This is a genomic window from Yersinia sp. LJYL362, from assembly GCF_048323875.1.
In genome coordinates this window covers 1-26,893 of the sequence record NZ_JBLWEX010000271.1, presented here as the reverse complement: position 1 = coordinate 26,893, position 26,893 = coordinate 1, and the positions used below count along the sequence as shown (strand labels likewise).

Sequence of the window (26,893 nt, the reverse complement as noted above, 5' to 3'; positions counted from 1 at the left end):
CATCACCGATTTGATGCGGGTGGGGCAGCAGTTGGCATCGGCGACCTACCGCCCATTAGAGGTGTATATCGCGATTGCGTTGTCTTATCTGGTGCTGACCAGCTTGCTGGCACTGTTAGGCAATTATATTGAACGGCGCTGGCATAAGGAGAGCCGATGAACGATTTCTTCCTTTATCTGCCGGACTTTGCTCGCGCATTGGGCGTCACGTTGGGTATTAGCATGAGTGCGGCGTTCATCGGGGCTTTTGTCGGCTTTATCTTGCAGGCGGTGTGCCGTCATAACCGTTGGTTGTTCTGGCCCTGGCGCACCTATGTGTGGCTGATTCGCGGCACACCTTATCTGGCGCAGCTAGCGGTGTTTTATTTCGGTTTACCCGCTATCGGTGTGACGCTAAGTGCGGTTGAGGCCACGGTGATATCGTTGGCCATTTACAGCTCTGCTTATTTTGGCGAAATCTTCCGTACCGCGTGGAAAAGCATCGGGCACGGGCAACTGGAAGCGGCACAAGTACATGATATTTCAGCGTGGAAAAGTTTTTGGTATATCCAAACGCCGCAAGCTTTGCGCTTTAGCTTACCGCTGCTGGGTAATCAGTTCATTTTGACCATTAAAGAGAGCGCCGTGGCATCGATTATCACGGTGCCGGAGTTGACCATGACCACTGGGCAGATAGTCGCCAATACCTACACCTATATTGTGCCTTATACCTTGTTGATCCTCAGTTATTGGCTGTTGGCACAAGGTGTCAGTGTTGGTGTGCGCTTACTCAGTCGTCAGGCCATAGAGGGATAATATGACGAGTCACGAACCCATTATTGAATTACGCCAGCTAGGCAAATCCTTTGCGGCTAATCGGGTGTTGGCAGGAATTAATTTGACGGTCAATGCCGGTGAAATTGTCACCTTAATTGGCCCCTCTGGTTCAGGGAAAACCACCGCGTTACGTTGCATGAATTTCCTCGAAGCCTATGACGAGGGTGAAGTCCTGATCAAGGGGCAATTACTGGGTTATAGCAGTGCAGGGCGTGAAGCAAAACACCGTGATAGCGCGGCGTTAATTGCTGAAGTGCGCCGCCCACTGGCAATGGTATTCCAGCAATTCAATTTGTGGCCACACATGACGGTGCTGGAAAATGTTTGTGCACCCTTGATTCTGGGGAAAAAACTGTCACGCGATGAAGCACGCAAAAAAGCGGCCGCGGCATTGGCTCAGGTCGGGATGTCGGATAAGGCACAAGCCCGTCCATCGCGATTATCCGGCGGGCAGCAGCAGCGGGTAGGCATTGCCAGAGCATTGGCTCTGGAGCCGGAGTTATTGTTACTTGATGAGCCGACTTCCGCCCTTGACCCAGAGCGGGTGGAGGAGGTGCTGGATGTGATTAAGGCACTGGCAAACAACGGCATGACCATGGTGATGGTGACACATGAAATGTCGTTCGCTGCGAAAATTTCGTCCCGCGTGGTGTTTATGGCTGACGGCTCAATTGTTGAAAGTGGTGCGCCCGCGACTTTATTCCGCCAACCGCAGACTGACCGGTTGAAATCATTTCTTGCACCGTGGTTTAAACGGCCACTGCAACTGGATGAACCGGAGGCCGGACATGCTTAATCGCGCAGGTGTTCAGGTTGCCGGTCATATTAGCCAACAGCGCTTAATGGGTAAATTGGCGCAACTGGCCCGCTTTGGTGCGTTGGATAACGGCGGTGTTAATCGACAAGCTTTATCCGCTGAAGAATTAGAAGCCAGAGCATGGCTCATTGACTGGGCCTATACATTAGGCTGCGAAGTGATGACTGATAACTGCGCAAACCTGTTTATTCGTCGCGCCGGTCGTGAAGATTTACCGCCGGTAGTGACGGGCAGCCATATTGATACTCAACCCTGCGGCGGCAATCTTGATGGTTGCTATGGCGTCATTGCCGGTATGGAGTGTTTGAGCGCTCTGGCTCAGGCCGGAGTCACTACTTTGCGCCCGATTGAAGTGGCGGTTTGGATGAACGAAGAGGGCAGCCGATTCTCTCCTGGAGCCATGGGTTCGAGTGTCTTTGTGCAACCGCAGCGTTTGGCCAATTATCTGAATAATCAGGATGCACAGGGCGAGACCTTAGTGCAGGCGCTGACACGCTGCCATCAGCGTTTTCCACATTTACCACGTCGTGCCACCTTGCCCTTGGCGGCTTTTGTCGAATTGCATATCGAGCAGGGGCCGGTACTGGAACAAGCCAATCAGCCGTTAGCACTGGTACAAGGTATTCAGGGCGTGCGTTGGTATCAGGTCACCTGTCTGGGGCAATCGGCCCATGCGGGCACCACGCCGATGGCGGATCGCCAGGATGCGATGTCACTGGCCCGCCAGACAGTTCAGCAGTTGGAACAACGAGCCACCGCACTGCCAGCAGATGAATTACGCCTGACTTTTGGCCGCTGGGAGATTGAGCCAAATGCCATTAATACCATTGCCGGTCGTGCCACCTTCACCCTCGATTTCCGCCATGCCAGTCCTATGGTATTAGCGCAGTTCGATGATTGGATGCAGCAGATAGCTGCGGATAACGTGGTAGTCGAGTGCGTATTCAGTCATGCACCGGTGGCCTTCAATACACAGCTATTGGCACAACAATATGCTTGCACCCTGGCATTAGAGATAGAAACCGCGACGCTGACTTCCGGTGCATTTCACGATGCGATGCATCTGGCCAGTCATTGCCCGACCAGTATGTTTTTCGTTCCCAGCCATAACGGCATCAGTCATAACCCGGCTGAATATACAGACCCTCAGTATCTGTACCTCGGCGCGAAGGCTTTAGCCTGTTGCCTGACAGAACTGGCAAATCAACCCATAGGAGTTACCCATGAGCACCCACACTTATCCTGCTTGCTGTGAAAAAGACAACGGTAGCGCGCTGGGCACTAATGCCACGTTATCCTCGCCCATTTCTATTGATGGGACGCCGGTGATTGGCGAAGTGTATACCGTTCCTGCCCGCTGTGGCCGGGCGGTGCGCTTAAAAAAAGGGCAGGTTATCCGCATTATCAACACTCCCGGCAGTCAGGTGTGTGACACCTGGTTATTTAATAGCGCCGATCTGAGTGAGTTCTCATCAATGGAACACACTCGTGCATTTATTGATAAAATCATTCCTCAGCCGGGAGATGCACTGGTCACCAATCAGCGCCGTATCATCGGCACATTGCTAACTGATACTTCACCCGGTGTGCATGACACGTTGATTGCGGCTTGTGACCTTTATCGCTATAGCAACATGGGGATCACTGAATACCACGACAGTTGTGCCGATAATATGCGTTTAGCGTTGAATGCGATCGGGCTGCGCGCGCGTGAAGTGCCACAACCCTTGAACCTGTGGATGAACACGCCCGTCAATCCGGATTACACCATTTCCTGGTTACCGACGGTGAGCAAAGCGGGTGATTATGTTGAGATTCGTGCCGAGCTGGAATGCATTGTTGTGATGTCTGCTTGCCCGCAAGACATTGTGCCAATCAATGGCTGTAACCCACAGGATGTGCATTTTAGCGTCGCTGAATAAGGGTGCATTGCGTTCTGTATTGATAACGTTGCCCGGCAAGGATACGCCGGGTGTTTGAGTTTCTTTGAGCAGCAGATATCAACTTATGAAAAAAAACGGCGATAACGGCGGTTTTGTTTTATCTGATTTAGGGATGCGTTTACGTCATGCCCGCGTGGCGCAGGACATCACGTTAAAGCAGCTAGCGCTCAAGGTGGGATGCTCAGAGAGTTTATTGTCGAAACTGGAAAATGAGGTAGCGTCACCCTCGCTGGCTATGTTGCACCGGCTCGCCAGCGCTTTGGAAACCAATATTTCGGATTTGATGGCCGAAAGTTGGGTGGCAGACTCGCCGGTGTTGAAACCGGAGCAGCGGATCCGTAAACGGTTTGTGCACCGTAATAAGAAAGGTGGCATTGCGCTGGAAAATCTGACGCATCACCACAAAGGTGGGTTGTTGCAGGGAAACATTCATATCATTGAGCCGGGCGTCGCCAGTGATGGGCAGATAGAACACCACGGTGAGGAGATGGGATACGTGCTGGAAGGGGAAATTGCCCTGTATTTAGGTGAAGAAACCTATACCCTCAGCGTGGGTGATTCCTTTTATTTTCCCAGTAATGTCCCCCACGGTTATCGCAATATTGGTGAATCAGTCGCGAAGGTGTTGTGGGTGAATACCCCGGTGACCTTCTGATTTTATGCCGAGGGAGATGTTGGGTTGCTATCTGGCTGATATAAAATCTGTCAGCAGATCATTTCCTTCTGGCTGTTTTTATATTTATGATATTTTATCTATTTTAAACCCAGTGTTTTACCTTATTTATTAATGTTGGCATTAAGTGGAGTCTAATGCTGCTATTTTAAATAATGTTATGGATGAAAAATGAAAATTGGTGACTTTGGGTTTCCTGTTTATAATGATAAAATTAAAAATAAATCTCAGAAAGAAAAAGAGATATTTAAACGTATACCTTATCTTTCGATAAAACATGGGCGGGTTATTAGAAGTGATAACTGCAAATTTAATTTTCGTGAAGATGATGGAAACCAAATAGTCTGTCGTCACTTGGCTGCACAATATGCTCTTGATGTACTTAATAATATGGAGCGTGGTAAAGTAAAAATGAGTGACTTCGCTAACCCTAAGAGCATACAGAACCATGTCACTAGTGAGGTGGAATTATATTATGAGGAACTTATTGAAAAATCACAGACAGTATATCTAATAGATAATAATGATTTTGGCCGTATGTTGGTCGATGTTTTTCAAGCTATGGAAAGTCATGGTAAAACTCATATGGCATTATTTTTAGTTAGTAATGATCATGCTATGGCAGTGCGTCTGAGTATTAAACGTGATAATAGATTGTGTTATGTTGTAAATCTTTATGATCCTAATATTAGCAATCATACAATACGTTGCAAAATCTATGATTTATCATTATTAGAGACTCACACATTAAAAAATTACTTAGAGGAAAGATATTACTTTGAGTATTATCAGAATGATTGTGTCGATATAACAATGGCATTCATATGTGAAGACCATAATATCCTTTATGTTCGGCAGCGAAACAGTAATAGAGAATTGGCCCTAATTAACAACCAATTACCATTGGTTCCCTCTGGTCGCTTACTAGTTTTGTTGTTAATAAATGATTTCCCGTTGGAGGTGATTAAATTAGTTAATAGGATAATAGAGGAATCTCTGTTATCTCCAAATGAAATTTATGACATTTTTAATGTCAACCAATCAGATGACATACCTATACTTTACTACGCTTTAAAACAGGGAGAATATTTAATAGTGCTTGCTTTAGGACGGTTAATTGAATGTATACCTGAGGGACGGCGTAAGGAAGTGCTGGACGCCAAAGATGACCATGGCATTCCAGGTCTGCATATGGCAATGCAGGGAGGGCATGTTAGCAGCATAGCAGCATATGGCAAGTTACTCGATTTGATACCAGAGAACCAACGTGCTGAGTTATTGGATATAAAAAATCCTACGCAGAACCATGGTTTTTTTCAGGCCATAAAGAGGGGCGATAATGAGACGGTAATCGCATTTTTCGACTTGTTAAAATATTTATTGCCATCTGAAGGTGACGAATTTATATCTGCCACAGATAAGAACGGAAACTCGCTGCTAACACTTAGTGTAAAAAAAGGCGGATATAGAAATTGGGATAAATTTGTCGCCGTATTAGACAGTGTAAAAAATAACAGTGAAAATACCGCTGGCCAGGATTAACCAGCGGCGTTTTGTTATTACAGTGAGTTAGCCTTTATTACCCCGCGCCGCAATAATTGCGTCGGCAACATTACGTGGTGCTTCAGCGTAATGCTTGAATTCCATGGTATAAGTCGCACGACCTTGTGACATGGAACGCAATACTGTGGAGTAGCCGAACATTTCGGATAACGGCACTTCGGCACGGATAATTTTCCCGCCACCGATCATCTCTTCCATCCCTTGCACCAGGCCACGACGAGAGGAAAGGTCGCCCATTACATTACCGGCATACTCTTCCGGTGTTTCGACCTCGACACTCATCACTGGCTCCAGAATCACCGGTGAGGCGCGTTTGGCGGCTTCTTTGAAACCAAAGATGGCGGCCATTTTAAACGCCAATTCCGATGAATCGACTTCGTGATAGGAACCGAACGTCAGAGTGACCTTCACATCCACCACCGGATAACCGGCCAAAACCCCGGTATTGGTGGCTTCGATCACACCTTTTTCGACCGCTCCGATAAACTCACGCGGCACCACACCGCCTTTAGTGGCATCGACAAAAGCAACACCGCTACCCGGCTCTTGGGGTTCGAGGGTAAAGACCACGTGGCCATATTGCCCTTTACCACCAGACTGACGGACAAATTTACCGTCTACATCGGTCACTGTCTTACGTACTGTTTCGCGGTAAGTCACCTGCGGTTTGCCGATATTGGCTTCCACACCGAACTCACGTTTCATGCGGTCAACAATGATTTCCAGATGCAGCTCCCCCATACCGGAGATAATAGTCTGGCCAGACTCTTCATCAGTACGGATACGGAATGATGGATCCTCTGATGCCAGCCGTTGCAGTGCGATACCCATTTTCTCCTGATCCACCTTGGTCTTCGGCTCAATGGCTTGTGAAATAACCGGTTCAGGGAATTCCATGCGCACCAGCGTAATTACTGCACCCGGGTCGCACAGGGTCTCCCCGGTGGTCACATCCTTCAACCCCACACAAGCCGCGATATCACCAGCACGGATTTCATCCACTTCAATCCGATTATTGGCATGCATCTGAACAATACGGCCAATACGCTCTTTTTTACCGCGAATTGGGTTGTAAACACTGTCACCTTTGCTCAGTACGCCGGAATAGACGCGCACGAAAGTCAGCTGACCGACATACGGGTCAGTCATTAATTTGAACGCCAGCGCCGAGAATTTTTCGTTATCATCGGCTTTACGGCTGACTTCATTTCCGTCTTCATCGGTGCCACTGACCGGCGGAATATCCACGGGCGAGGGCATCAATTCAACTACCGCATCCAACATGCGCTGCACTCCTTTGTTCTTAAAGGCGCTGCCGCACAACATGGGCTGGATTTCACCGGCAATGGTCCGAATACGCAGACCTTGGGTGATTTCATCCACCGTAAGGTCACCGGTTTCCAGATATTCTGTCATCAGCGCTTCAGAGGCCTCAGCCGCCTCGGAGACCATTTTCTCGCGCCACTCATTGGCTGTCGTCAGCAAATTTTCCGGAATTGGCTCATAGCTAAATGTCATGCCTTGAGACTCTTCATCCCAGATAATGGCGCGCATAAGTCGTAAATCCACCACACCAGTAAAGTGTTCTTCACTGCCGATCGGAATCACAATGGGCACTGGATTAGCTTTCAGACGATCAATCATCATCTGGCGTACGCGGAAAAAATCAGCGCCGGGGCGGTCCATTTTATTAACGAATGCCAGACGTGGAACACGATATTTATTGGCCTGCCGCCAGACGGTTTCGGATTGTGGCTGCACACCACCGACCGCGTCATACACCATGACCGCACCATCAAGTACCCGCATAGAACGTTCCACCTCAATGGTGAAATCCACGTGCCCAGGGGTGTCGATAATATTGATACGGTGCTCGGGTAAGGTTCTGTCCATACCTTTCCAAAAGCAGGTCACGGCAGCCGATGTAATGGTAATGCCACGTTCCTGCTCCTGCGCCATCCAGTCAGTTGTCGCGCCACCATCATGCACTTCACCCAGCTTATGACTGACGCCGGTGTAGAACAAAATGCGCTCGGTAGTGGTCGTTTTACCAGCGTCGATGTGGGCGGAGATACCGATGTTGCGATAGCGCTCGATAGGAGTTTTACGTGCCATATTAAGTCCTTAAATGATAATGGCAATTTCGGGGTGGGCGGTTTGATGCCCTACCGGGAAGTTGTTGGTTTAAGTTCAGCATTGCTGCTAATGATCATGTGATCGCCACTAGTATAGTCCTATTGTTCGAATATACACGTACAATTTAATTATTTGTTCTGAAAATATGCAATAATAGCGAGGAGCGATGACTGAGGATGCTTCCATCATTGCGCTAGAATTATTAGTAGGGTCAAAATGGAGTATAGGCTATATTGCCGCCCGCTAAGGGCCGTTTGATTTGGCCGAACCCGGTAGTTTGGTGGGGAATTTCCCTGCTGACTGTCACTTATTAATAGGAACACTATGATTGCAAATCACCCTGAGCGTGAGCAGATACGTTTGGAAAATGTGCTGACGGCTTTAGGTAATCCGCTGCGGTTGGCTGTGGTACGCAGACTGGCAGCAGGGGGCGAACATGCATGTGGCACTTTGGTGCACGGGCTATCTAAATCGACCTTAACCCATCATTGGCGAGTACTGCGTGAAAGTGGTGTTATCTGGCAACGACCATGCGGGCGTGAAAGTTTGTTATCACTGCGACGTGATGATATTGATGCCCGATTCCCCGGCTTGTTGGATGTGCTACTAAGTGCAGTCGAGAATGATGCGACCACGGATGAGTCAACGGCAAAACATCTGCCGGGGGAGTGAGTTGAGGGCGGCGATATATTTCCCGCCCTCACTCAGAAGGTTAAATCTCTTGGGCGTGAGCTAAAACAAAATCTTCAGCTGCTTTTGACCACAACCCGTCAGTTTTACGCAAAATAGCCTGTAGTTCTTGTAATAACGGCGAATCTTGCTGGTGGCTCATCAGTTCACTCAATGATGTCAGCGGCATATTTTTGCCGGTGTAAACCAACTTCTTGCCTCCGATAATTTGCGGTAAATTCAATGTGGTTTCTGCTGCGTCATTTAGCCCAAGAATATGAGATACCACTTTCCCTGCATTCACTTTCTTCGCTTCAATTAACTTTACTGCTTCTCTCATGTCGTCGGTATTGCCACCCGAGGTACCAACATAATGGGTAAAGGAATAATGGATGTCGTAGAAATTAACCGATGCCATAAAATTCTTATCCTGTGGACCGGCAAAGAAATTAAAGCAGCCATCGGGTGCTAATAGGCTTGAAGCTAATGTGACCAATTCAGCTGAAGGGACGAACACAAAGATATCGTCATAACCTTTACCCTCGGTCAGGGCCATTAAACGTTCAAACTGATCATCAGTTTGTTTAGTATTGAGATAATGCACTTGCGTTTGTGGTTCACTCGGATACAAGCGGGCGGCATAATCCAGCTTTTGCTGGTGGCGGTCGGTAACAACCAATAATTGCGGATTAATTGGCCCATGCAGTGCGTAATCAATGGCTAATAATCCCATCGGGCCGGTACCGCCAAGAATCAACACATTACCGCCAGGCTTGATTCCCATTTTATGCTGATAAGTGCCGGGAACTAGATGGTAATTGGCATTAAATGCACCGATAACACAAGAAAGCGGCTCGACCAATGAACCCTCAAAATAACTTTCACCTTCATATGGCAGCAAGCAATCTTGTTCCATTACTTCATTGGGAATAACCACATGGGTGGCCTCACCTCCAACATAGGGGAAAGAATATCCGGGGCAATCTGGGCGGTCGGGTAATTGCAAATTAGCCTGAATCACATAACGGCTGCCGGGTTTGAATTTATGCTGCCATTTCTTACCGACTTGCAGAATATCACCGCAAAATTCATGACCAATAATAATGGGATTTTCTGCCACATTATCCGGTACTTTTTTATGGTCAGCGCCCAAATTGGCTTCTTTCCACGAAGAGAGGCAAATACTGTCGGTTACCACTGTTGCCAGAATTTCATCGTCGCCTATTTCTGGTAAATCAAAGCTTTCCAGACGTAGGTCATTTTTACCATATAAACGCAGTGCTTTAGTTTTCATGTGGAACCACCTCAATTATTTTTCAAATATAAAACTTCAGGTCGAATAAAAAACTTCAAGTTGAATAAAAAAACTCCCCGGCATTAATTAGGAAAGAATGCCAAGCCATGAGCCTACAATTCCGAGGCCAAACAGGGAGAAGATGAGCCAGATAGGGTTAATTTTGCGTTTGAGCAAACGCATCATTAATAGAGTAAGACCCAATGCCAATAAACCTGGGCACAGCTGATCGAGAATATTTTGTACGGTCATGGTGACTGTTGTGCCGTCGTGGCCCGGTGTTTTCGATATCACCAGCGGCACATTGATACTGGTCCATTTGGTGACCAATACCCCCATAATAAACAAGCCCAGAATCGAGGCACCTTCGGTCAGTTTTTGCAGTACATTTCCGCCAAGGTCTTTGACAATGTTGATACCCTTGGTAAAACCGTATTGCAGGCCGAACCATTTCAGGGCCAGGCGCACTGAGTTGAAGGACAAGAAGAAGAGAATTGGCCCTAGCACATTGCCGTTCAGTGCCAGCGAGGCTCCTAAGGCGGCAGTGATCGGGCGCAAAGTGCCCCAAATCAGTGGGTCACCGACCCCGGCCAGCGGCCCCATCAGCCCAACTTTCAAGCTATTGATCGCACCCTCATCAATGTCAGCGCCATTGGCTCGTGCTTCTTCCATGGCGGCGGTGACGCCGATCACTGGCCCGCAGACCGCCGGTGTGGTGTTGAAGAACACTAAATGGCGTTTCAATGCGGCAATTTGGTCTTCTTTTAGCGGATACAAACGCTTGATTGCGGGTACCATGTCATAGCAGAAACCCAGGCCATGAATACGTTCATAGTTAAAAGAGGCCTGTTGCAAGTTGCTGCGTAAAAACATTTTAAACAGATCAGACCGGGTTAATCGTTTGTTTAATGTGGTCATGTCGGCGTCTCCTAATCTTCTAATTCATCAAGTTTGGCTTGGCTGGCTTGCGCTACAGGCGCTGCCGGTTTCTGATAAAGCGGGTTTAACTGGATATACAGCAAGGCAATGATCAGACCGATACCGCCGAACGCGAGCAGGCTGAATCCGAGGTAACCGCCGACAATAAAACCGAGGAAGAAGAAGGGCATAAGGTATTTCACACCCATCATGTTGAGCACCATGGCGTAACCGACGACGACGATAAACCCGCCGGCAATTTGCAACCCATGAGTCACCACAGTTGGAATTGCATTAAGCATATGGCTAACGGTATCGGCACTCACAAAGATAGAGACGATTAAGACCGGAATGGCGACCCGCATGGCCTGAACCAGCAATGCCGACACATGCATAAAATCAATCATAGCGAAATTGGCTTTTTCAGCAGCCCGATCGGCGGCGTGTTGGAACGCCACGGTGATGGTACGGGCAAAGACAGTCAGTACCTGACCTGCTGCGGCTACCGGCAGGGCAATAGCGATCCCGGTGGCAATATTCTGATGACCGACAATAACCAGAATGGTTGAGATAATACTGGCGAGCGCGGAGTCTGGGGATTGCGCAGCACCGACGTTCATCCAACCAAGAGCAATTAACTCCAGTGTCCCGCCGAGGATAACGCCGGTGGTCATATCACCCAGAATCAGTCCGGTAATGGTGCAGGCAATTAATGGTCGGTGCGTTTGGAATTCATCCAACACGCTGCCGATACCGGCAATGCATGAGAAAATAAAAATTAAGATTATTTGTAGTAAGCTTATTTCCATGGTGGACCCCTTTGGACAATACACTCCCATGGCTACATAGCCGTGGGTTATAACTAAATAGTTGTATTGACCAGGTTAAGTAATCGGATTTAAATGTTAAATAAAACCTGGGTTATTACTTATATTTCAAGTGAAGCGTCGTTATTTAGACTCCAGCTCGCGTAATTTTTTAATCACATCCACATCAGGATCGGAAGTGACTACCCGTAAATCTAAATGAACACCGCGCTCTGCTAATGCATAAAAAGCGTTAATGTCATTTTGATCAACTGATACCGCTTTGGTTAATTGTGTTTTCCCATGTTTAAATGCCATGCCGCCAATATTAATAACATCAATTTTTACGCCCTGATCCACCAATCGTAAAACATCTGTTGGATTGGTAAATAAATAAAACACAGTGTCATTGATATAATTTGGGTTGTGATAAACCGCTACCGCCTTTTCAATATTAACGACATTCACCTTTATTCCCGGCGGTGCTGCCTGTTTTAATAATGTTTTCCGAATTTCATCGTTATAAACGTCGTCACTACAAATAATAATACGTCCAGCTTTAGCTTCTTTGGCCCAAACCGTGGTGACCTGACCATGAATCAGCCGGTCGTCAATTCTTGCCAGATTGATTTTCATATAAAGTCAGCCTCTTCTTCTTCGTTATTTTGTTGGTGACGGAATGACTGCACGCACTGTGTGCCAATGTCGAGTAAATAGTCTGTCAGCTCTTCAGCCGCCATCACTTGCTGGTTATCGGCAATCTCTAGTGCTAATGGTAGAGATAATCCACTGATGACCTGAATACGACTATCACTGAATGCCAGGCGCGCGGCGGCGTTATAAGGGCTGCCACCTTGCAAATCGACGGCAATTAGCCAGGAGTCATGTTGATTCTTTGCCATGACATCCTGCATTTTATTGACTAAATTTTCGGCATTCTCACCTCGGTTAAACAGCAGCGGGGTAATATTCTGTGTTTCGCCATATACCATATTGACGGAATTGAGCATTGAAACCGCTAAGTCACCGTGAGCACAAAAAATGACGTTAACCATTATGTCTCCTGTTAGCCTGAATTTGGACAATACTCAGCCACACACGCAATCGCGTCATTTATAATGTTGTGGTGAGCTATTTGGGGAAATGCTTCCCCATATTTATAATTTATACTGTGAGTGCCAGGATCTCCTCGGCAGTTTCTTTGGTGGTTACCAAACTATTAATATATTTTCCTTTAATAGCGCCGATGATCCCGCTGATTTTTTCATGGGAGTGCGCAATCCCAATGGAATAACGCGCTTTTTTAATTTTGTCTAATTGAATGGTAATAGTTTTATCCGAAATATAAGTTTCTACCGGATTACCTTGTAAATCATAAAAGCGTGAGCAGATATCACCGGCAACCTGTCGGTCATTAAAGTGATCAATTACATCGCTGCCATAAAAGGCGCGCCAGGTAGAATTGCCAGAAATATTAGGTGAACCAATACCAAATATAGCGATATCCAGCCGCTGCCAATAATCTGCAATAGCCTGATAATGCTGAGACTGCACGATTCCATCACGAATAACACTCTCTTCCAGAATCGCCGGAAAATCGATCAGCAATGACTCACCTTTTAATTTCATCGCGGCGCTGTAGACCAGCGTATTCACATGAAAGCGGCTTTCCAATTTACCGGAAGGGCCACCGACCATTGGAATACAAGTTAATTGGCGCGATACCGGCGAGGTATCCATTTGCTCAACCAGTGTGGCAATAGCACTGCCCCAGGAGAAGCCCAGAATATCGCCATTTTCAATAATTCGGTTTAGCAGTGCGCTACACTGTTTTGCCATCAGGATCAGTTGTTGTTCTGGTGATTGGTCTTGCTCGGACGAAACGACAATTGCCTCGCGTAATTTAAAGCGCGATTTCAACTGCTGTTCCAACAACAAATTTTCGTTATAGTTGTAGTTGATTGAAATAGTGACAATGCCTTGTTCGCGCACTCTCTTAAGCATGCGGCTGATGCTGGTGCGATAGATTCCCAGCGCCCGCGCTATCTCAGCTTGCGTGAAATTTTGCTCGTAATACATTTGTGCAATTTTCACCATCAGGCGTAGATCATCGCTCTTTTCCATTTCAGCCTCTTGCACATTTGTGCAAATGTCATTAAGTTATCTATGACCTGATATAATCACTTTCTATTTTTTAAGTCAAAAGCACAAAATAACGCCCCTCTCTGAAATTGCACAATAATTCCCTAATACCATCGATGAAATTAATTTCTGATATCGCACAAGTGTGCAAATATCTTTAATTGTTTGATTTATATATATTAAATAGAAAAGTGATTTTTGTGTTCGACTACTTTATTCCGGACAAATTTTGGATTCTGATCACATTTTTATTTTGCGTGACATGATGGCTTTTGCACATATGTGCAAAATGGTGGTGCAACTGAACAACTCCCGGCCATATTTAGCCGAGAGTTGTCAGGGGAAGGGGCTTACTTCAGCAGTGGTTTGTAGTGATGGGGTTGGCGCATGGCGACCAAATCTTTACGGCGTACCACATTGGTTGGATAAGGGCTGCCCGCGAGAGAGCGGGTATCAATGGTTTGTGTGACTGTTTGTGTTTCTTGCCAAAGTAGCCGCTCATAGCGTGGGAAAGTAAAAGTTTCCGGCCCGAATATGCCGCTATATCCTCCGCGCTCGTTGCTGTCATCTATAGCATTGGCAAAGGCCAGATAAAGGTTATTTTCCCCGGCGCGGGTTCTGAATAAGTGCCAGTGCAACGGGTCGGCTCCGGTCGGAATCGGGTAACTTTGTACCACAGTGCTGCCCTGATGCGCGGCGGTAAAACCGGCAGGCAGGGCGGCGGAACAGGCGATAATATCGCATCCCATTAGGGCTAAAATGCGTGCTGATTCGGGCAATAATGCATCATGACCTAGCAACAATCCGATTCTACCGAGCACCGTATCAAATACACGCCAGTGCTCTCCCGCGCTGGCCCATTGTTGCTGTGCCTGAGAAAGATGTATTTGCCGGTAAGTGCCGATGACCCCCTCCGGGCCAAATAGCATCTGCGTGTTGTAATATTTATCCTGTTGTTTTTCCGCCATTCCCACTACCAGATAGACCCGCAATGTCATGGCGAGGCGGACCAGAGCCTGCACGGCGGGGCTATTTTTGGTTTGAGCATGAGCCGCACCTGCGAGATAACCCGTCAGGGCTGACTCTGGGAACACAATAAGCTCACTGCCTTGTTGTAAAACAGCTTCCTCTGTCATGGCGATTATCGTCGCCAGATTATCCTCCACCTGTGCAGTTGAGCAGAACTGCGCCACTGTGATGCGGCTCTGTTTACCTGGTGGTAAAGGTTGTTGCCCATAAAGACCAAAGAAATCCTGTGGGTTCCACAAAAAACTGTCGCTTAATAGCGAGTGATAATAGTCAGGGCGGCGTTGATCAAACACTAATTCGCCCAACACCCGGCGCTGACGGCTGCGGTTGATATCAATTTCGGCATAAGCAATCCCGTCGCCGTTATCTACCACCGCGGCGATGTTGCCATCGGGCTCAATGATGCAACTACCACCGCTAAATTGGACACCGCGCTCTAATCCCCAACGGTTGCTCTCCAGTAAATAACAGCCATTTTCCATCGCCCGGCTGATCCAGTATGGGGCCGGAGTGCGCTCCGCCAGCCAGTTACTGATATGACAAATTACGTCAACGCCATCCAGCGCTAACAAACGGGCGGTCTCAGGGAAATGAATATCCATACACACCAGCATGCCAATACGCCCCAGTGGTGTATCAAATACTTGATGCCCAACATCCCCTGCCGCAGCCCACTTGGGTTCTGAAATATAAGGGTGACTTTTACGATGACAGCCAATTACCCCCTGCGGCCCGATTAATACCGCACTGTTGTAATACAGCGCTGTTTGCGGGTCCACTTCGGGCATACCTAATACGATATAACACTGATAACGCTGAGCTAATTCAGTGAAGCGAGCGGTGCTCTCACCAGGAACCGTTTCGACCATCGGTGCAATTTCTTGTCTGTCAAACCAACAGTAGCCAGTGGTTGCCATTTCTGGCGTGGTAATCAGACGCGCACCTTTCTGTGCCGCTTGTTCTACCAATACCAGTAACTGACGTAGATTCGCTTCTTTAGCAAACATTAAGGGCTCAAACTGAATAGCGGCGGCAAGATAAGGGGCTATCGACATGATTATCCTCATAAATAATGAATACTATGTTCGGGGAACTCCAGGTGATTAATACTCAGTTCTTGCGGCTATTGGCTACCCCTGGGGTGGTCCAGGAGAAAATATCATTAGCCTGAATCAGCGCACATGAGATCTCTTCGACAGTGATGCGCTTGTCCATAGCTTGATGGCGCAGGATCTCGTAAGCCTGTTCTTCACCAATGCTGTGCATTCGCATCAGGATAGCTTTGGCTTCACTCACCTGGCGGATGCCCAGCACTTTTTTTTCCAGCCGCTCGATACGATCACTCATCTGCCGCTGCTGCTGAGCATGGTGTAAAGCAAATACCATGGCCGAGAGTAAACCAGAGGCGCGAATCGGGGTGGTTATCGTGGTGCCAGCACCCATGTTGAGAGCTTGATCAATAAACGTCGGGTTTTCATAGGCGATAACCGCAATCAGAGCGTGTTTGCCAGGGTCGAGCCACGACACATCTGGCTCTGGTTTATCTGACTGTAATGCATAGAAAATCAGGTCAGTATCGGCAGGTAGTTGCTCGGGGATCGGCCAGAAGGCCTGCACCTTAAACCCCATTCGGCGCAGATGATTGGTGAGTGTTTCGCCATCTTCGTCATCGGGATGTAGCACCACACAGCGGATCCCGCGGCTAAGTAATAGGGCTGTTGCACTGATTCTGTTGTCACTAGGTCGCATGTGGGTACCCCACTGTCGTGAGCTTCGTGACCCAATCGCCCTGAATCTGGTTAGTCATATAGGGGTCGGGTTCGACGATGCGGCGAGATTCCTGCACGATAGTAAATTGCCCACTTTCATTTGCCATACCAATGCGTGGATACAGCCCGGTATGTTGATTCAGTGGATCAATACGAATGCGGCCTTGCGGTGCATCGAATTGGCTGCCGCGCAGTGCCGCAGAAAGCGGGTAAATATGGTCACTGCCACACTCGGCCATCGCTTTGGCAAACAGATGTACCTGGCTGTAAGTGGCTTCCCAATTCATGTCGGTGGTGAGTTCCGGCCCGAATTGTTGATGAAATTGTTTGAGTGCCGCTTGATTGGCTTTGGTGTCGATGCTTTGGAAGTAGGGGGCTGAGCTGAAATGACCTTGTGCCATTTCTGCCCCCATAATGGCAATCTCAGTTTCTGATGTATTCAGGCTGCCAATAGGCATACGGCCCGGATCCAGCCCTGCGGCCTGATAAGCTTGATACAAGAAAGGGACAGTCTGCCCGACCACGGTACTGAAGATGAAATCCGGCTGTTTTTTGGTTATCTCTTCAATAATGGGCAGGAAAGCCTCATAAGGTGCATTCAGATCAAGATAGCGCTCGCCAATCACTGCACCATCATGGCGTTGCAGAATCAACTCCTGCATATTGCGGTTACATTCGTAGGGATAGATATAGCGCGAACCAATCAAATAGACTCGCGCGCCAAACTGGCCGGTCAGATAGTCTGCCAATTGCACGCAGTTCTGATTAGGAGCGGCTCCGCCATAGAAAATATTGTCAGAAAACTCAAAACCTTCATACAGTTGTGAATAGAACAGCAACCGCCGATATTTTTCTACCACCGGTGACATGGCTTTGCGACTACTGGAGGTGTAGCCGCCAAAAATCACATTAACCTCATGCTCGACGATCAACTTCTCGGCCAGCGCTCGGAACAATGCATCATCAGATTGTGGGTCAAAATGGATAGCATTCAACAACCTGCCGTTGATGCCGCCGTTTTGGTTAATTTCAGCAATGGCTTGCGTCGCCCCGCGCCATTGCGACAGTTCTTGAGCTGCTGTTACACCGCTGAAGGAGTACAGTAAGCCAATATTGACCGGGGTATCTGAACCCATATGCACCTGCTTACACTATTAAAAGGATGATTGTGCGAATGCTCATAACCCCCGGCGTATACCGGGGGAAGGGATTATTGCGCTAACAGTTCTTTATTCAGCATCGCGCCGACGGTGTATTTCGGGTCAACCATATTACCCAGCCGCACTTTGCCGCATTGACTCAGCAGCATGTAGGCATCCCATTGTTCAAAGCCAAAATCGGCCACCAACCAGTAAATCAAGTCACGATAAGCAATACGCGTCGCATCTTCTAATGGGCGGGCACTGCCGATACTCATGATGGTTTCTGCGTTTTCCATGCGCGGCCAAGAGAGTTGCCAGTTTTTAATCAGATCCACTTTGATGGTGGTGATTGAGGCAAACTCCACTGCGGTACCGCAAATCTCGCCATCCCCCTGACAGGCATGAGCATCACCAATAAACAGCCGGCCGCCGGGGGCACGAACTGGCAGATAGGTAATGCTGCCTGGCCCGATATCCGGTACATCCATATTCCCGCCGTGATTATCCGGCGTCAGAGAATTGATTGAGTCAATTTCAGGCGACACACTCAGGGTGCCGATATGTGGCTTATAGGGCAGGGTATGGCGCTCGCTCCAGTAGACCTTTTCACTATCGAGCTTAATCATGCGCACTTTTTCTGGCAGCGGATCATTGAGCATGGCGGTCAAATCTGTGCCGGTCAGCCCACCAAAATGCGGGATCATGGCGCAAATACCGTGCGGGTTCACACCACGCGGCAACATGGACTCGATATAGACCGCAATCACATCGCCTTTCTCGGCACCATTGACCATGATCGGGCCATTCTGTGGATTGAGAAAAGGCATTTTGAGCAGTTGGCTCGGAATATCTTGCTCCGAGCTAATCGCGCCTTCAAAAGCATCTCGTGTATCCACAATCACCCGGTCGCCCGGTTCAATGGTCAATACTGGCGTCGAGTAGGGGCCAATGGTGTAGTGAAACTCTTTTTGCATCTCTTCTGTCAAATGATGGGTCACCGGTTTACGTCCTGCACCGACACCACGCTTGACCATGATTGATTCTTCCAGCCATTTCATTAGCAATTCTCCACGTAATAAGGGCACCCGGTTACAAAGCCAGATGGCGACGCATTAAAAGATCATCAGAAAGTTGTTGTTGTGAAAGAGTTTCCACTACCTGGCCTTTATCCATCACCGCACAACGCTGTGCGGCCCGCTGGATCATGGCGATATCCTGTTCAACCAGAATCACCGCGACATGAAGTTCGCGAGCAATACGCACCAAGGTATCGGCAATAATATTGACGATAGAGGGTTGAACACCTTCAGAAGGTTCATCCAGTAGTAATACTTTTGGCGAGCCAACCAAGGCTCTGGCGATAGCCAACTGTTGCTGTTCGCCGCCACTCATGGTGCCGGCTTTTTGTTTGAGTCTTTGACGCAAGATCGGGAAGTAATCCAGTACTCGCTCCAGTAAGTCTTTGGCAAACTCCCGGTGTTCGCGAACAAATTGCATCCCAACTTGCAGGTTCTCCGCCACTGTCAAGCCAGCGAATACCTCTCGTCCTTGTGGGACGTAACCAATCCCCAGTCGGGCGCGGCGCTGCGGGGAGGCTTGGGTGATATCAATTTCGCCCAACAAAATATGGCCTTGTTTCGCCGGAACTGCGCCAATCAAGGTACGCATTAAGGTGGTTTTCCCCACCCCATTGCGGCCAATCAACCCCAATACTTCTGCCGCGTGCAGTTGCAGAGTGACGCCATTAAGCACTTGTCCACCGCCATATCCCCCGGTTAGCCCTTCTATTTGTAAAACCACGTTATTCATACTGCTTTCCCCAAATAGATATCTGCTACATCCTCACGCGCCAGCACCTCGGCGGCATTACCGTCGGCAAAAACTTGCCCGCCGTGGAGGACAGTGACCTGCGAGGCAATCTGTCGCACGAATGTCATGTCGTGTTCCACCACCATCAATGTCAGACCATCAGCTTGCATCTGCTTGATAAGCTCACCGGTGAGATAAGTTTCATCGATAGATAAGCCTGCTACCGGTTCATCGAGCATTAACAGCGTGGGTTGCAGCGACACTGCCATAGCAATTTCCAGCCACTGTTTCTTGCCGTGGGATAAGTTTCCTGCCAACTGGTGGTATTCGGCGCTGAGCTTAAAACGCTCTAATAGTTCATCGACGCTGACGGCTTGCGAGCTAACCTCTGAGCGTAAATGACTGAGTGACAACTGCAAATGCTGCTCGACGGTCAGTTCAGGGAAAATGCCGGGAATCTGAAACTTAATACTCATGCCCATGCGGATACGTTGGAAGGGGGCTAAAGTATTCAGCCGCCGATTGAAGAAGCGGATATCCCCCTCGCTTGGCGCATGTTCGCCAGTCAGTAATTTGAAAAAGGTACTTTTACCCGCACCGTTCGGGCCAATGACGCAACGCACTTCACCGCGACGGATTTGCAAATCAACTTGATTGATAACCTGAATACCGCCAAAGCGCTTGCTCAGCCCACGGGTTTCGAGGATCAGATCTTGAGCTGTCTGATTCATAGCGATTCCCCTTTTTTCGACCAGCGAGTGATTCTTTCTGCCAGCCAAGGCAATAAGCCATTCGGGGCGGCTAGTACCACGAACAACAAAATAGCGCCGAGCAGGATCATGGCGTATTCGCTGCCATAGATAGCCAACCATTGTGATAACCACACCAGCAGGGCGGTGATGACCAGGGTACCAAAGATATTTTTACGCCCGGCAGTCGCCACCCAGATAACCGGCATGGCGGCGGCGGTCAGTCCCATGGAGGACGGCGTGATATATGAACCCCACAAGGTATACAGCGCACCGGACAAACCGGAGAGCACACCGCCGAGCACGAACACCAGCAATTGGTAGCGGCGAATATCAATACCGAGCATCTCTGCCCGACGCGGATTCTCACGAATAGAGGCCAGCGTCAGGCCAAAATTTGAGCGCAATAGCCGCCGAACAGCCCAGTAAACTCCCGCGAGTAACAGGATAATCAGGTAATAAAAGGCATTACCTTCCAGAGTCAGTAATTCGCCGCCGAACCATGGTAAGGAGAGCGGTGGCATACCTGACATGCCATTAAACCCATTCAGTCGCGCGCTGCCGATTGCCCATTGTGGGCCAGCGGTCTGCGACATAAAGGTTTCCAATACCAGAGTGAAAGACAAGGTAACAATGCCGATAAAAATGCCGGTCACTCCGCCGTAAAACATCAGATAACCCAGCGCAGCCGCGACAGTTGCCGCCACCAGCAGTGCCATAATCAAGCCCGACCAGGTGGAGAGTACCCCGTCGCCGAAATTCAGCGTCATCACGCCGTAGGTATAACCGGCAAGGCCAAAGAACGCGGTCTGCCCGAAAGATAAAATGCCACCATGCCCCCACATTGCTGCTAATCCGATGGCACAGAAGGTCCACAGCAGGAAGTAGGAAAAGTCGCCGATCATCGCGCTATCGACCACCAATGGCAGCGCGAGTGCGCCCACCAGAATGAGCAATGCGGCCAGCCGAGTCGTCGATGGCGTGCGCTGTTTTGCCGCCGATAAATTAAGAGAAGTCGTTGTCACATGCAGCTCCTAGCGGTTACGGGTAAACAGACTGCCAACACCGTTTGGCAATAGGCGGATAACCAATACGGCGGTGACCAGTAAGCCAATTTGCCCGGCCAACTGCCCATACCAGGAATTCAGCCCGGTTTGTATTGCGCCTAATGCAATCGCTGCAGGAATGGTGCCAACAAGGACATTTGCGCCACCAACGACCACCGAAACAAAAGCCTGAACAATAAAACTGCTGCCCATGGTAGGAACGGCGGTTAGGGTCGGGGCATAAATGGCCCCGGCTAATCCCGCCAGTCCTGCACCCAACGCGAATGTCAGGGTATAAATACGATCAGTTTCCAAGCCCAAACAGGAGGCCATGCGGGCATTTTGAATGGTAGCTCTGGCGCAGACGCCGTAATTGGTGTGGAAAAACAGCCAATAGAGCACCATCAAGATGGCAATGGCGAAGAAGGGCAGTAATGCACGGTAGGTGGCAAAAGAGTATTCGCCGAGGGTGAAAGAGCCGAAAGGCGTGGACAGCCCTTCCAGTGACGGGCCAGCGATCAGCAACATACTTTGTTGCACAATCAAACTGATAGCCCAGGTCGCCACCACCGAATCATATAAGCGACCATAGAGATGGCGGACGACCAGTCGCTCGACGACGCCGCCGAAGAATGCCGCCGCCAGGCTACCGGCCAGCATGGCGAAGGGGAGTGGCAGGCCAGCTTTATTCATTAAAATGGTGACATAAGCGCCACACATAATGAATTCGCCGTGCGCCAGATTGATAACCCCCATCATGCCAAAAATAACCGCCAGCCCTAGTGCTGCCAGCACCAGATAGGCGAAGTTATCGCCAAACTGATAAATCACCGAATAGAGAAAGGATAGCGTTAACATCGTTTGGCAATCCCTGGTGTCCTGATTGACACAATTGAAAATGGATAACACAGGGAAGCCCGCTCAAGCGGAGACTTCCCTATAAAATAGACTGGTTTAGGCCTTTTTCGGCGGAGATGATGGCGTGTATTGGTTGTTGTCCGGTTTTACCGGCAAGTTACAACCGGCTTCACCCAACCAATACGGTTTGATATCGGCCCACACTTTCGGGATCTCGATCGAGTGGTCGTCCTTCACATGAGCCAGATAGATGGTATGACTCAAATGATGGCTTTTCGGATCGATACAGACTTTCCCTGAAGGGCCGTCAGTGCAGATATCGCCGCTTTCCAGTGATTTACGCACAGCATCCATATCGGTGCTGCCCGCTTTTTCTACCGCGGCTTTGTACAGATAAACCGCGTCATAGGCATTGGCCGCTTCCTGATTGATGTAAGGCTCATTCGGGAATTTGGCGTGGAAACGCTGTTTGAAATCATTACTGGCAGGGCTATCTACTTCTTCAATGTAGTTAGCGGTGATATACATATCTTTCAGCGCCGGAGCTTTAAAGCGCTTGTGCTCATAAGCCTGGCCGACGTTAACGGAGCTACCCATTGGCAAATTCAGTTTTGCCGCAGCTTGCTGCTCGTAATAGGAGGATTGGTTGGCTCCGACCAACAAAGTCATGACGAAATCAGGTTTGGCTTTCTGGATATTTTGAATGGTTTGGCCAAATTGCGAGACACTTAGCGGGATAAACTCCTCACCGACCATAGTGCCGCCATTTTCTTCCACAATTTTGCGTACCCACTCGGCTGAGATTTGACCGAAATTATAGTCAGCGGCAATGGTATAAACTTTTTTGCCGTACTTCTCCATCATCCACGGGATCAAGGTTGAGAACTGCTGTTCAGGCACTGCACCGGTGACGAAAACATTGGAGTCACACACGCCGCCTTCATACTGATTGTTATACCAATAGAGCTGTTTTTCGCGATCCATTATCGGGCGGATAGCTTCGCGTGAGGCACTGGAAAACGCCCCGAAGATCACATCCACTTTGTCATTTTTAATTAAGCGACGAGCCATTTGTTGGAAGCGGGTGTTATCGGATTGCGTATCGTATTTGACCAACTCGATTGGGCGTCCGAGTATGCCACCTTTGGCATTAATCTCTTCTACAGCAAGTTCTGTGGCATGAATTTTGGGGATCACCGGTAAGGCAAAGTTACCGGATGCATCTTCCAACAAACCTATTTTTACCGGTTTTTCTGCCGCCATCGTCATTCCTGAGTAGGTCATGGCAAATGCCGCGGCCAGCGCGATGGAGAGAGTGGTGTGATGACACTTAATTTTGGACCATTTTATTCCTGACATAAGTACCCCTGGCATTGGTTAAAAAAGTGAGTCTGAAAAAAAGCCAAAAAAAAAGCCCGGCAAAGTCAGATGACATTGCGAGGGCTCTATTGCCATAACCACAAGCCGACAACGTTGGCGTTCTTGCGGAGAAGTCAGGGTCACTATAAAAAGCATTTAGAGTTATTGTCAACGAAGAATTTTCAATAAAAATCAAATAGTAGAATTGAAACTCGTTGCACTAAATCAGGGCTTTCGGTTGCACGAAAATGGCCCATTCATCCGCAAGCGCTAACTGCGGGTGAAGAAGCGTAATGCGGTGAAATTATCAAGGATGGGGGTGTGGAATAGGGGGGGAGGTTAATAAATTGCACCAGTGGAGTGCTTAAAAAATATTCAAATATTTATCTGCTTTTTACCTGTTACCTGTTACCTGTAATCGATCCGACCTCGGCAAAATTACCGAGGTCGGATTGCGATATTAGCCGCAGCGGTTACATTTTGATGCTTGGATCTGTTGGAAGAAATCGTTGCCTTTATCATCTACCAGAATAAAGGCTGGGAAATCTTCGACTTCAATTTTCCAGATGGCTTCCATACCCAGCTCAGGGTACTCCACACATTCCAAACTCTTGATACTGTTTTGCGCCAGGACGGCTGCGGGGCCGCCAATGCTGCCCAGATAGAAACCGCCGTGCTTGTGGCAAGCATCGGTGACTTGCTGGCTGCGGTTGCCTTTTGCCAACATGATCATGCTGCCGCCGTGGGATTGCAGCAGATCAACATAGGAATCCATGCGCCCTGCGGTGGTGGGGCCAAGTGAACCAGAAGCATAACCTTCCGGGGTTTTCGCTGGCCCCGCGTAGTAGATCGGATGATCTTTAATGTACTGCGGTAAACCTTCGCCGTTATCCAGCCGCTCTTTCAATTTGGCATGAGCAATATCACGGCCAACAATAATAGTGCCGGTCAGCGACAGGCGGGTTGATACCGGATACTGCGACAGCTCTTTTAAGATATCGGCCATCGGGCGGTTAAGATCGATTTTAACCACTTTGCCTTCGGTGCTATGGCGCAGGTGCTCAGGGATATATTTTCCTGGGTTTTGCTCCAATTTCTCCAGCCAGATACCTTTGCGGTTAATTTTACCTTTGATATTCCGGTCAGCAGAGCAGGAAACCCCCATGCCAACAGGACAGGAGGCTCCGTGACGCGGCAAACGCACCACCCGCACATCATGAGCAAAGTATTTACCGCCAAATTGCGCGCCCAGACCTAAATCCTGTGCGGCTTCCAGCAGTTCTTGCTCCAGTTGGATATCACGGAAAGCTTGCCCGTGCTCATTGCCTTCGGTTGGCAGACCATCGTAATACTTGGTGGAGGCCAGCTTAACGGTTTTGAGCGTGCTTTCAGCCGAGGTGCCGCCAATAACAAAGGCGATATGGTACGGCGGGCAGGCCGCTGTCCCCAAGGTACGCATTTTCTCAACCAGATAGTCTTTCAGCTTACCCGGAGAGAGCAGAGCCTTGGTTTCTTGATACAGATAGGTTTTGTTGGCTGAGCCGCCACCTTTGGTGACGAATAAGAATTTATAATCTTCACCCTCAGTGCTGTACAGGTCGATTTGCGCTGGCAGGTTAGTGCCGGTATTCACTTCTTGGTACATATCCAGCGCCGCGTTTTGTGAGTAGCGCAGATTGTCTTCAATGAAAGTGTTATACACACCGCGTGACAGGGCTTCGGCATCATTGCCGCCAGTCCAGACGCGCTGGCCTTTTTTACCCACGATAATAGCGGTGCCGGTATCCTGACAGGTTGGTAAAATCCCTTTGGCTGAGATTTCAGAATTGCGTAGGAATTGCAGGGCAACATACTTATCATTTTCGCTGGCTTCCGGGTCATCCAAAATGGCAGCAACTTGTTTTTGGTGAGCGGGGCGGAGCAGGAATGAGGCATCGTGGAAAGCATGTTGGGCAAGGAGGGTCAGGGCTTCAGGTTCGACTTTTAGAATGTCGTGACCTTCAAACTGTGCGACCGAAACATGATTATTACTGACAAGGTAATACTCAGTATCGTCTTCCTTTAACGGGAAGGGATCCTGATAGTGGAACGGTTTGTTTGACATATTTTTCTCACATTCAACATCAGTTAGCGAAAATGTTCGATAACAGAAACAATCGTTAGCAATCGATAGAAGAACCAAGCCGATATTTTTTAGTATGACTTTAACAAGAATTTTACTATAGATTGTCGGTGCGAGGCGATGGCTCCACCCTCTTTATAAAGGGTGGATCTCATTTTCCGCACTTATCGATGGTACCGGCAGGATGATGGTGGGACACTGGCCGACCGCCAGTATATAACACTGCAATAACCAGGCTTTTTATCGCTAAATTCTGCACGTCGCGCCATCACATGACGCTACTCAGCGCCTCAGCGATGTGCTTAAACTTCTCAAAGCGCGCTCTTAACATTGAGTACTTTTCCGCATTGGGCAGCAGGCGGGTGATGGGGGGCGGGCTGGCGGCTATCGCTTGCTCAAAGCCGCTGTAATAGCCACTTCCTACCGCAGCACACAGAGCCGCAGCCCGACAGCCAGATTGCTGAATATCGACAATTTCCAATGGCAAATTACTGGCATCACAAAATATTTGCATCCAGATGGCAGAATGCGTTGGACCGCCAGTGAAACGAATGCAGTCAGTGTTGTCGCCCAGCGCCAGAATTTTGTCCTGATGTAACAGATGCGAAAAGACAATTCCCTGATAAATCGCGTAAACAATATCCTGAGTCGTGTGGTGTCCGCTGAGTCCTAACAGGCCGCCGCTGAGATTGGCACTGTGATTGGAGCCGTATAGCCATGGGAAGAAGAGAATATCTTCCGACTTTTCATAACCGAGTGCCGCCCACTGATTAAGTGTTTGATAGCTATCGGGTAAGTTCGGCAAGAATTGTTGCACAAACCAGGCCAGATTACTGGCGGAGGTAGGGCTGCCTTCGTGAACAAAATAGGTGCCTGGGATGCAATATTTTCCCCACACATAGGGGTAGTCTGAGGGCTGTACACCCTCGAACACTCGGGTGGCAATTGACCAGGTTCCGGCCACGGCACTGAGCTGGTGGCTGTCATGCAAACCGGAGGTTAAGGCCGCGCCGACCACATCAAACATGCCGCCGAATACCGGCGTGCCACGTTTTAAACCGCTGGCCTGTGCTGCTTGTTGACTGATATAACCGGCTAATTCTGCTGAACCAATAATAGGGGCCGTTTTCTCAGCGACTTCTTCAATACCGAATATCTTCATCAGTTGTGGGTCAAAGTTACCGCTGTACTGATTATAAAGATTGCTGCCAGAGATATTAGTTTCTTCGGTAG

The 26,893-nt window shown here is 48.8% G+C and carries 25 protein-coding genes and 1 pseudogene; 8 read left to right on the top strand and 18 right to left on the bottom strand.

What is annotated here, in order from left to right; translation table 11 throughout:
• The 7 genes and pseudogenes from ACNSO8_RS17005 to ACNSO8_RS16975 all read left to right on the top strand — a co-directional run.
• Positions 1-160, top strand: a pseudogene (locus tag ACNSO8_RS17005) (amino acid ABC transporter permease); the annotation flags it as partial.
• A complete protein-coding gene (locus tag ACNSO8_RS17000) occupies positions 157-795 on the top strand; it encodes an amino acid ABC transporter permease (RefSeq protein ID WP_418395324.1) in 639 nt (212 codons plus the stop codon). The pseudogene ACNSO8_RS17005 and the gene ACNSO8_RS17000, both read left to right, overlap by 4 nt.
• A gap of 1 nt (position 796) precedes the next feature.
• On the top strand, positions 797-1,612 hold the full coding sequence (locus ACNSO8_RS16995) for an amino acid ABC transporter ATP-binding protein (RefSeq protein ID WP_418395323.1): 816 nt from the start codon (positions 797-799) through the stop codon (positions 1,610-1,612).
• Positions 1,605-2,888 (top strand): M20 family metallo-hydrolase, encoded by a 1,284-nt coding sequence (locus ACNSO8_RS16990; RefSeq protein WP_418395322.1) that lies wholly within the window; start codon positions 1,605-1,607, stop codon positions 2,886-2,888. The genes ACNSO8_RS16995 and ACNSO8_RS16990 overlap by 8 nt, the downstream gene beginning before the upstream one ends.
• Positions 2,857-3,555 (top strand): DUF1989 domain-containing protein, encoded by a 699-nt coding sequence (locus tag ACNSO8_RS16985; protein WP_019080406.1) that lies wholly within the window; start codon positions 2,857-2,859, stop codon positions 3,553-3,555. Before ACNSO8_RS16990 ends, ACNSO8_RS16985 begins: the two co-directional genes overlap by 32 nt.
• Positions 3,556-3,640: 85 nt before the next feature.
• Entirely contained in the window at positions 3,641-4,231 is a 591-nt protein-coding gene (locus ACNSO8_RS16980) for a cupin domain-containing protein (RefSeq protein ID WP_019080405.1), read from the top strand.
• A 189-nt stretch (positions 4,232-4,420) separates the two neighbouring features.
• Positions 4,421-5,791: a ShET2/EspL2 family type III secretion system effector toxin gene (locus ACNSO8_RS16975; RefSeq protein WP_418395321.1), complete on the top strand. Its 1,371-nt coding sequence runs from the start codon at positions 4,421-4,423 to the stop codon at positions 5,789-5,791.
• A gap of 27 nt (positions 5,792-5,818) precedes the next feature.
• Here ACNSO8_RS16975 and fusA read toward each other — a convergent pair whose 3' ends face one another.
• Positions 5,819-7,927, bottom strand: coding sequence for an elongation factor G (gene fusA / locus ACNSO8_RS16970; protein ID WP_342229249.1), 2,109 nt, complete (start codon positions 7,925-7,927; stop codon positions 5,819-5,821).
• A gap of 345 nt (positions 7,928-8,272) precedes the next feature.
• Between fusA and ACNSO8_RS16965 the strand changes: the two genes are divergently transcribed.
• A complete protein-coding gene (locus ACNSO8_RS16965; protein ID WP_005167372.1) occupies positions 8,273-8,620 on the top strand; it encodes an ArsR/SmtB family transcription factor in 348 nt (115 codons plus the stop codon).
• 40 nt (positions 8,621-8,660) lie between these two features.
• Here ACNSO8_RS16965 and ACNSO8_RS16960 read toward each other — a convergent pair whose 3' ends face one another.
• From ACNSO8_RS16960 to ACNSO8_RS16880, 17 genes are all read right to left on the bottom strand, one after another.
• Positions 8,661-9,911 carry a zinc-binding dehydrogenase gene (locus ACNSO8_RS16960; protein WP_019080402.1) on the bottom strand — a complete coding sequence of 417 codons (1,251 nt, stop codon included), beginning with the start codon at positions 9,909-9,911 and terminating at the stop codon, positions 8,661-8,663.
• Positions 9,912-9,998: 87 nt separating this feature from the next.
• Positions 9,999-10,829, bottom strand: a complete 831-nt coding sequence (locus ACNSO8_RS16955; RefSeq protein WP_011815634.1) for a PTS system mannose/fructose/sorbose family transporter subunit IID — start codon at positions 10,827-10,829, stop codon at positions 9,999-10,001.
• 11 nt (positions 10,830-10,840) lie between these two features.
• Positions 10,841-11,638, bottom strand: coding sequence for a PTS mannose/fructose/sorbose transporter subunit IIC (locus ACNSO8_RS16950; protein ID WP_005165149.1), 798 nt, complete (start codon positions 11,636-11,638; stop codon positions 10,841-10,843).
• Between the two features lie 141 nt (positions 11,639-11,779).
• On the bottom strand, positions 11,780-12,271 hold the full coding sequence (locus tag ACNSO8_RS16945; protein ID WP_019080401.1) for a mannose/fructose/sorbose PTS transporter subunit IIB: 492 nt from the start codon (positions 12,269-12,271) through the stop codon (positions 11,780-11,782).
• Positions 12,268-12,690 carry a PTS sugar transporter subunit IIA gene (locus ACNSO8_RS16940; RefSeq protein ID WP_019083899.1) on the bottom strand — a complete coding sequence of 141 codons (423 nt, stop codon included), beginning with the start codon at positions 12,688-12,690 and terminating at the stop codon, positions 12,268-12,270. The genes ACNSO8_RS16945 and ACNSO8_RS16940 overlap by 4 nt, the downstream gene beginning before the upstream one ends.
• Positions 12,691-12,799: 109 nt before the next feature.
• Positions 12,800-13,759, bottom strand: coding sequence for a sugar-binding transcriptional regulator (locus ACNSO8_RS16935; protein ID WP_011815637.1), 960 nt, complete (start codon positions 13,757-13,759; stop codon positions 12,800-12,802).
• A 368-nt stretch (positions 13,760-14,127) separates the two neighbouring features.
• The gene (locus tag ACNSO8_RS16930; protein ID WP_418395320.1) at positions 14,128-15,861 is read right to left on the bottom strand and encodes a nitrilase-related carbon-nitrogen hydrolase; all 1,734 of its coding nucleotides are present in this window, start codon (positions 15,859-15,861) and stop codon (positions 14,128-14,130) included.
• Between the two features lie 55 nt (positions 15,862-15,916).
• Entirely contained in the window at positions 15,917-16,555 is a 639-nt protein-coding gene (locus ACNSO8_RS16925; RefSeq protein ID WP_046051529.1) for an ANTAR domain-containing response regulator, read from the bottom strand.
• A complete protein-coding gene (locus ACNSO8_RS16920) occupies positions 16,545-17,711 on the bottom strand; it encodes a transporter substrate-binding domain-containing protein (protein ID WP_019080397.1) in 1,167 nt (388 codons plus the stop codon). The genes ACNSO8_RS16925 and ACNSO8_RS16920 overlap by 11 nt, the downstream gene beginning before the upstream one ends.
• A gap of 74 nt (positions 17,712-17,785) precedes the next feature.
• Positions 17,786-18,775: an acetamidase/formamidase family protein gene (locus tag ACNSO8_RS16915; protein WP_004389165.1), complete on the bottom strand. Its 990-nt coding sequence runs from the start codon at positions 18,773-18,775 to the stop codon at positions 17,786-17,788.
• A 31-nt stretch (positions 18,776-18,806) separates the two neighbouring features.
• Positions 18,807-19,526, bottom strand: coding sequence for an ABC transporter ATP-binding protein (locus tag ACNSO8_RS16910; protein WP_019080396.1), 720 nt, complete (start codon positions 19,524-19,526; stop codon positions 18,807-18,809).
• Positions 19,523-20,257 carry an ATP-binding cassette domain-containing protein gene (locus ACNSO8_RS16905; protein ID WP_418395319.1) on the bottom strand — a complete coding sequence of 245 codons (735 nt, stop codon included), beginning with the start codon at positions 20,255-20,257 and terminating at the stop codon, positions 19,523-19,525. The genes ACNSO8_RS16910 and ACNSO8_RS16905 overlap by 4 nt, the downstream gene beginning before the upstream one ends.
• Positions 20,254-21,300 carry an ABC transporter permease subunit gene (locus tag ACNSO8_RS16900; protein WP_050158656.1) on the bottom strand — a complete coding sequence of 349 codons (1,047 nt, stop codon included), beginning with the start codon at positions 21,298-21,300 and terminating at the stop codon, positions 20,254-20,256. The genes ACNSO8_RS16905 and ACNSO8_RS16900 overlap by 4 nt, the downstream gene beginning before the upstream one ends.
• 9 nt (positions 21,301-21,309) lie before the next feature.
• A complete protein-coding gene (locus tag ACNSO8_RS16895) occupies positions 21,310-22,179 on the bottom strand; it encodes an ABC transporter permease subunit (protein ID WP_019080393.1) in 870 nt (289 codons plus the stop codon).
• 96 nt (positions 22,180-22,275) lie between these two features.
• Positions 22,276-23,442: an urea ABC transporter substrate-binding protein gene (locus ACNSO8_RS16890; protein WP_418395325.1), complete on the bottom strand. Its 1,167-nt coding sequence runs from the start codon at positions 23,440-23,442 to the stop codon at positions 22,276-22,278.
• A 556-nt stretch (positions 23,443-23,998) separates the two neighbouring features.
• Entirely contained in the window at positions 23,999-25,642 is a 1,644-nt protein-coding gene (gene fumA / locus ACNSO8_RS16885) for a class I fumarate hydratase FumA (protein ID WP_046051525.1), read from the bottom strand.
• 286 nt (positions 25,643-25,928) lie between these two features.
• The coding region (locus ACNSO8_RS16880) for an FGGY-family carbohydrate kinase (protein WP_418395318.1) at positions 25,929-26,893 on the bottom strand (965 nt) is incomplete at its 5' end.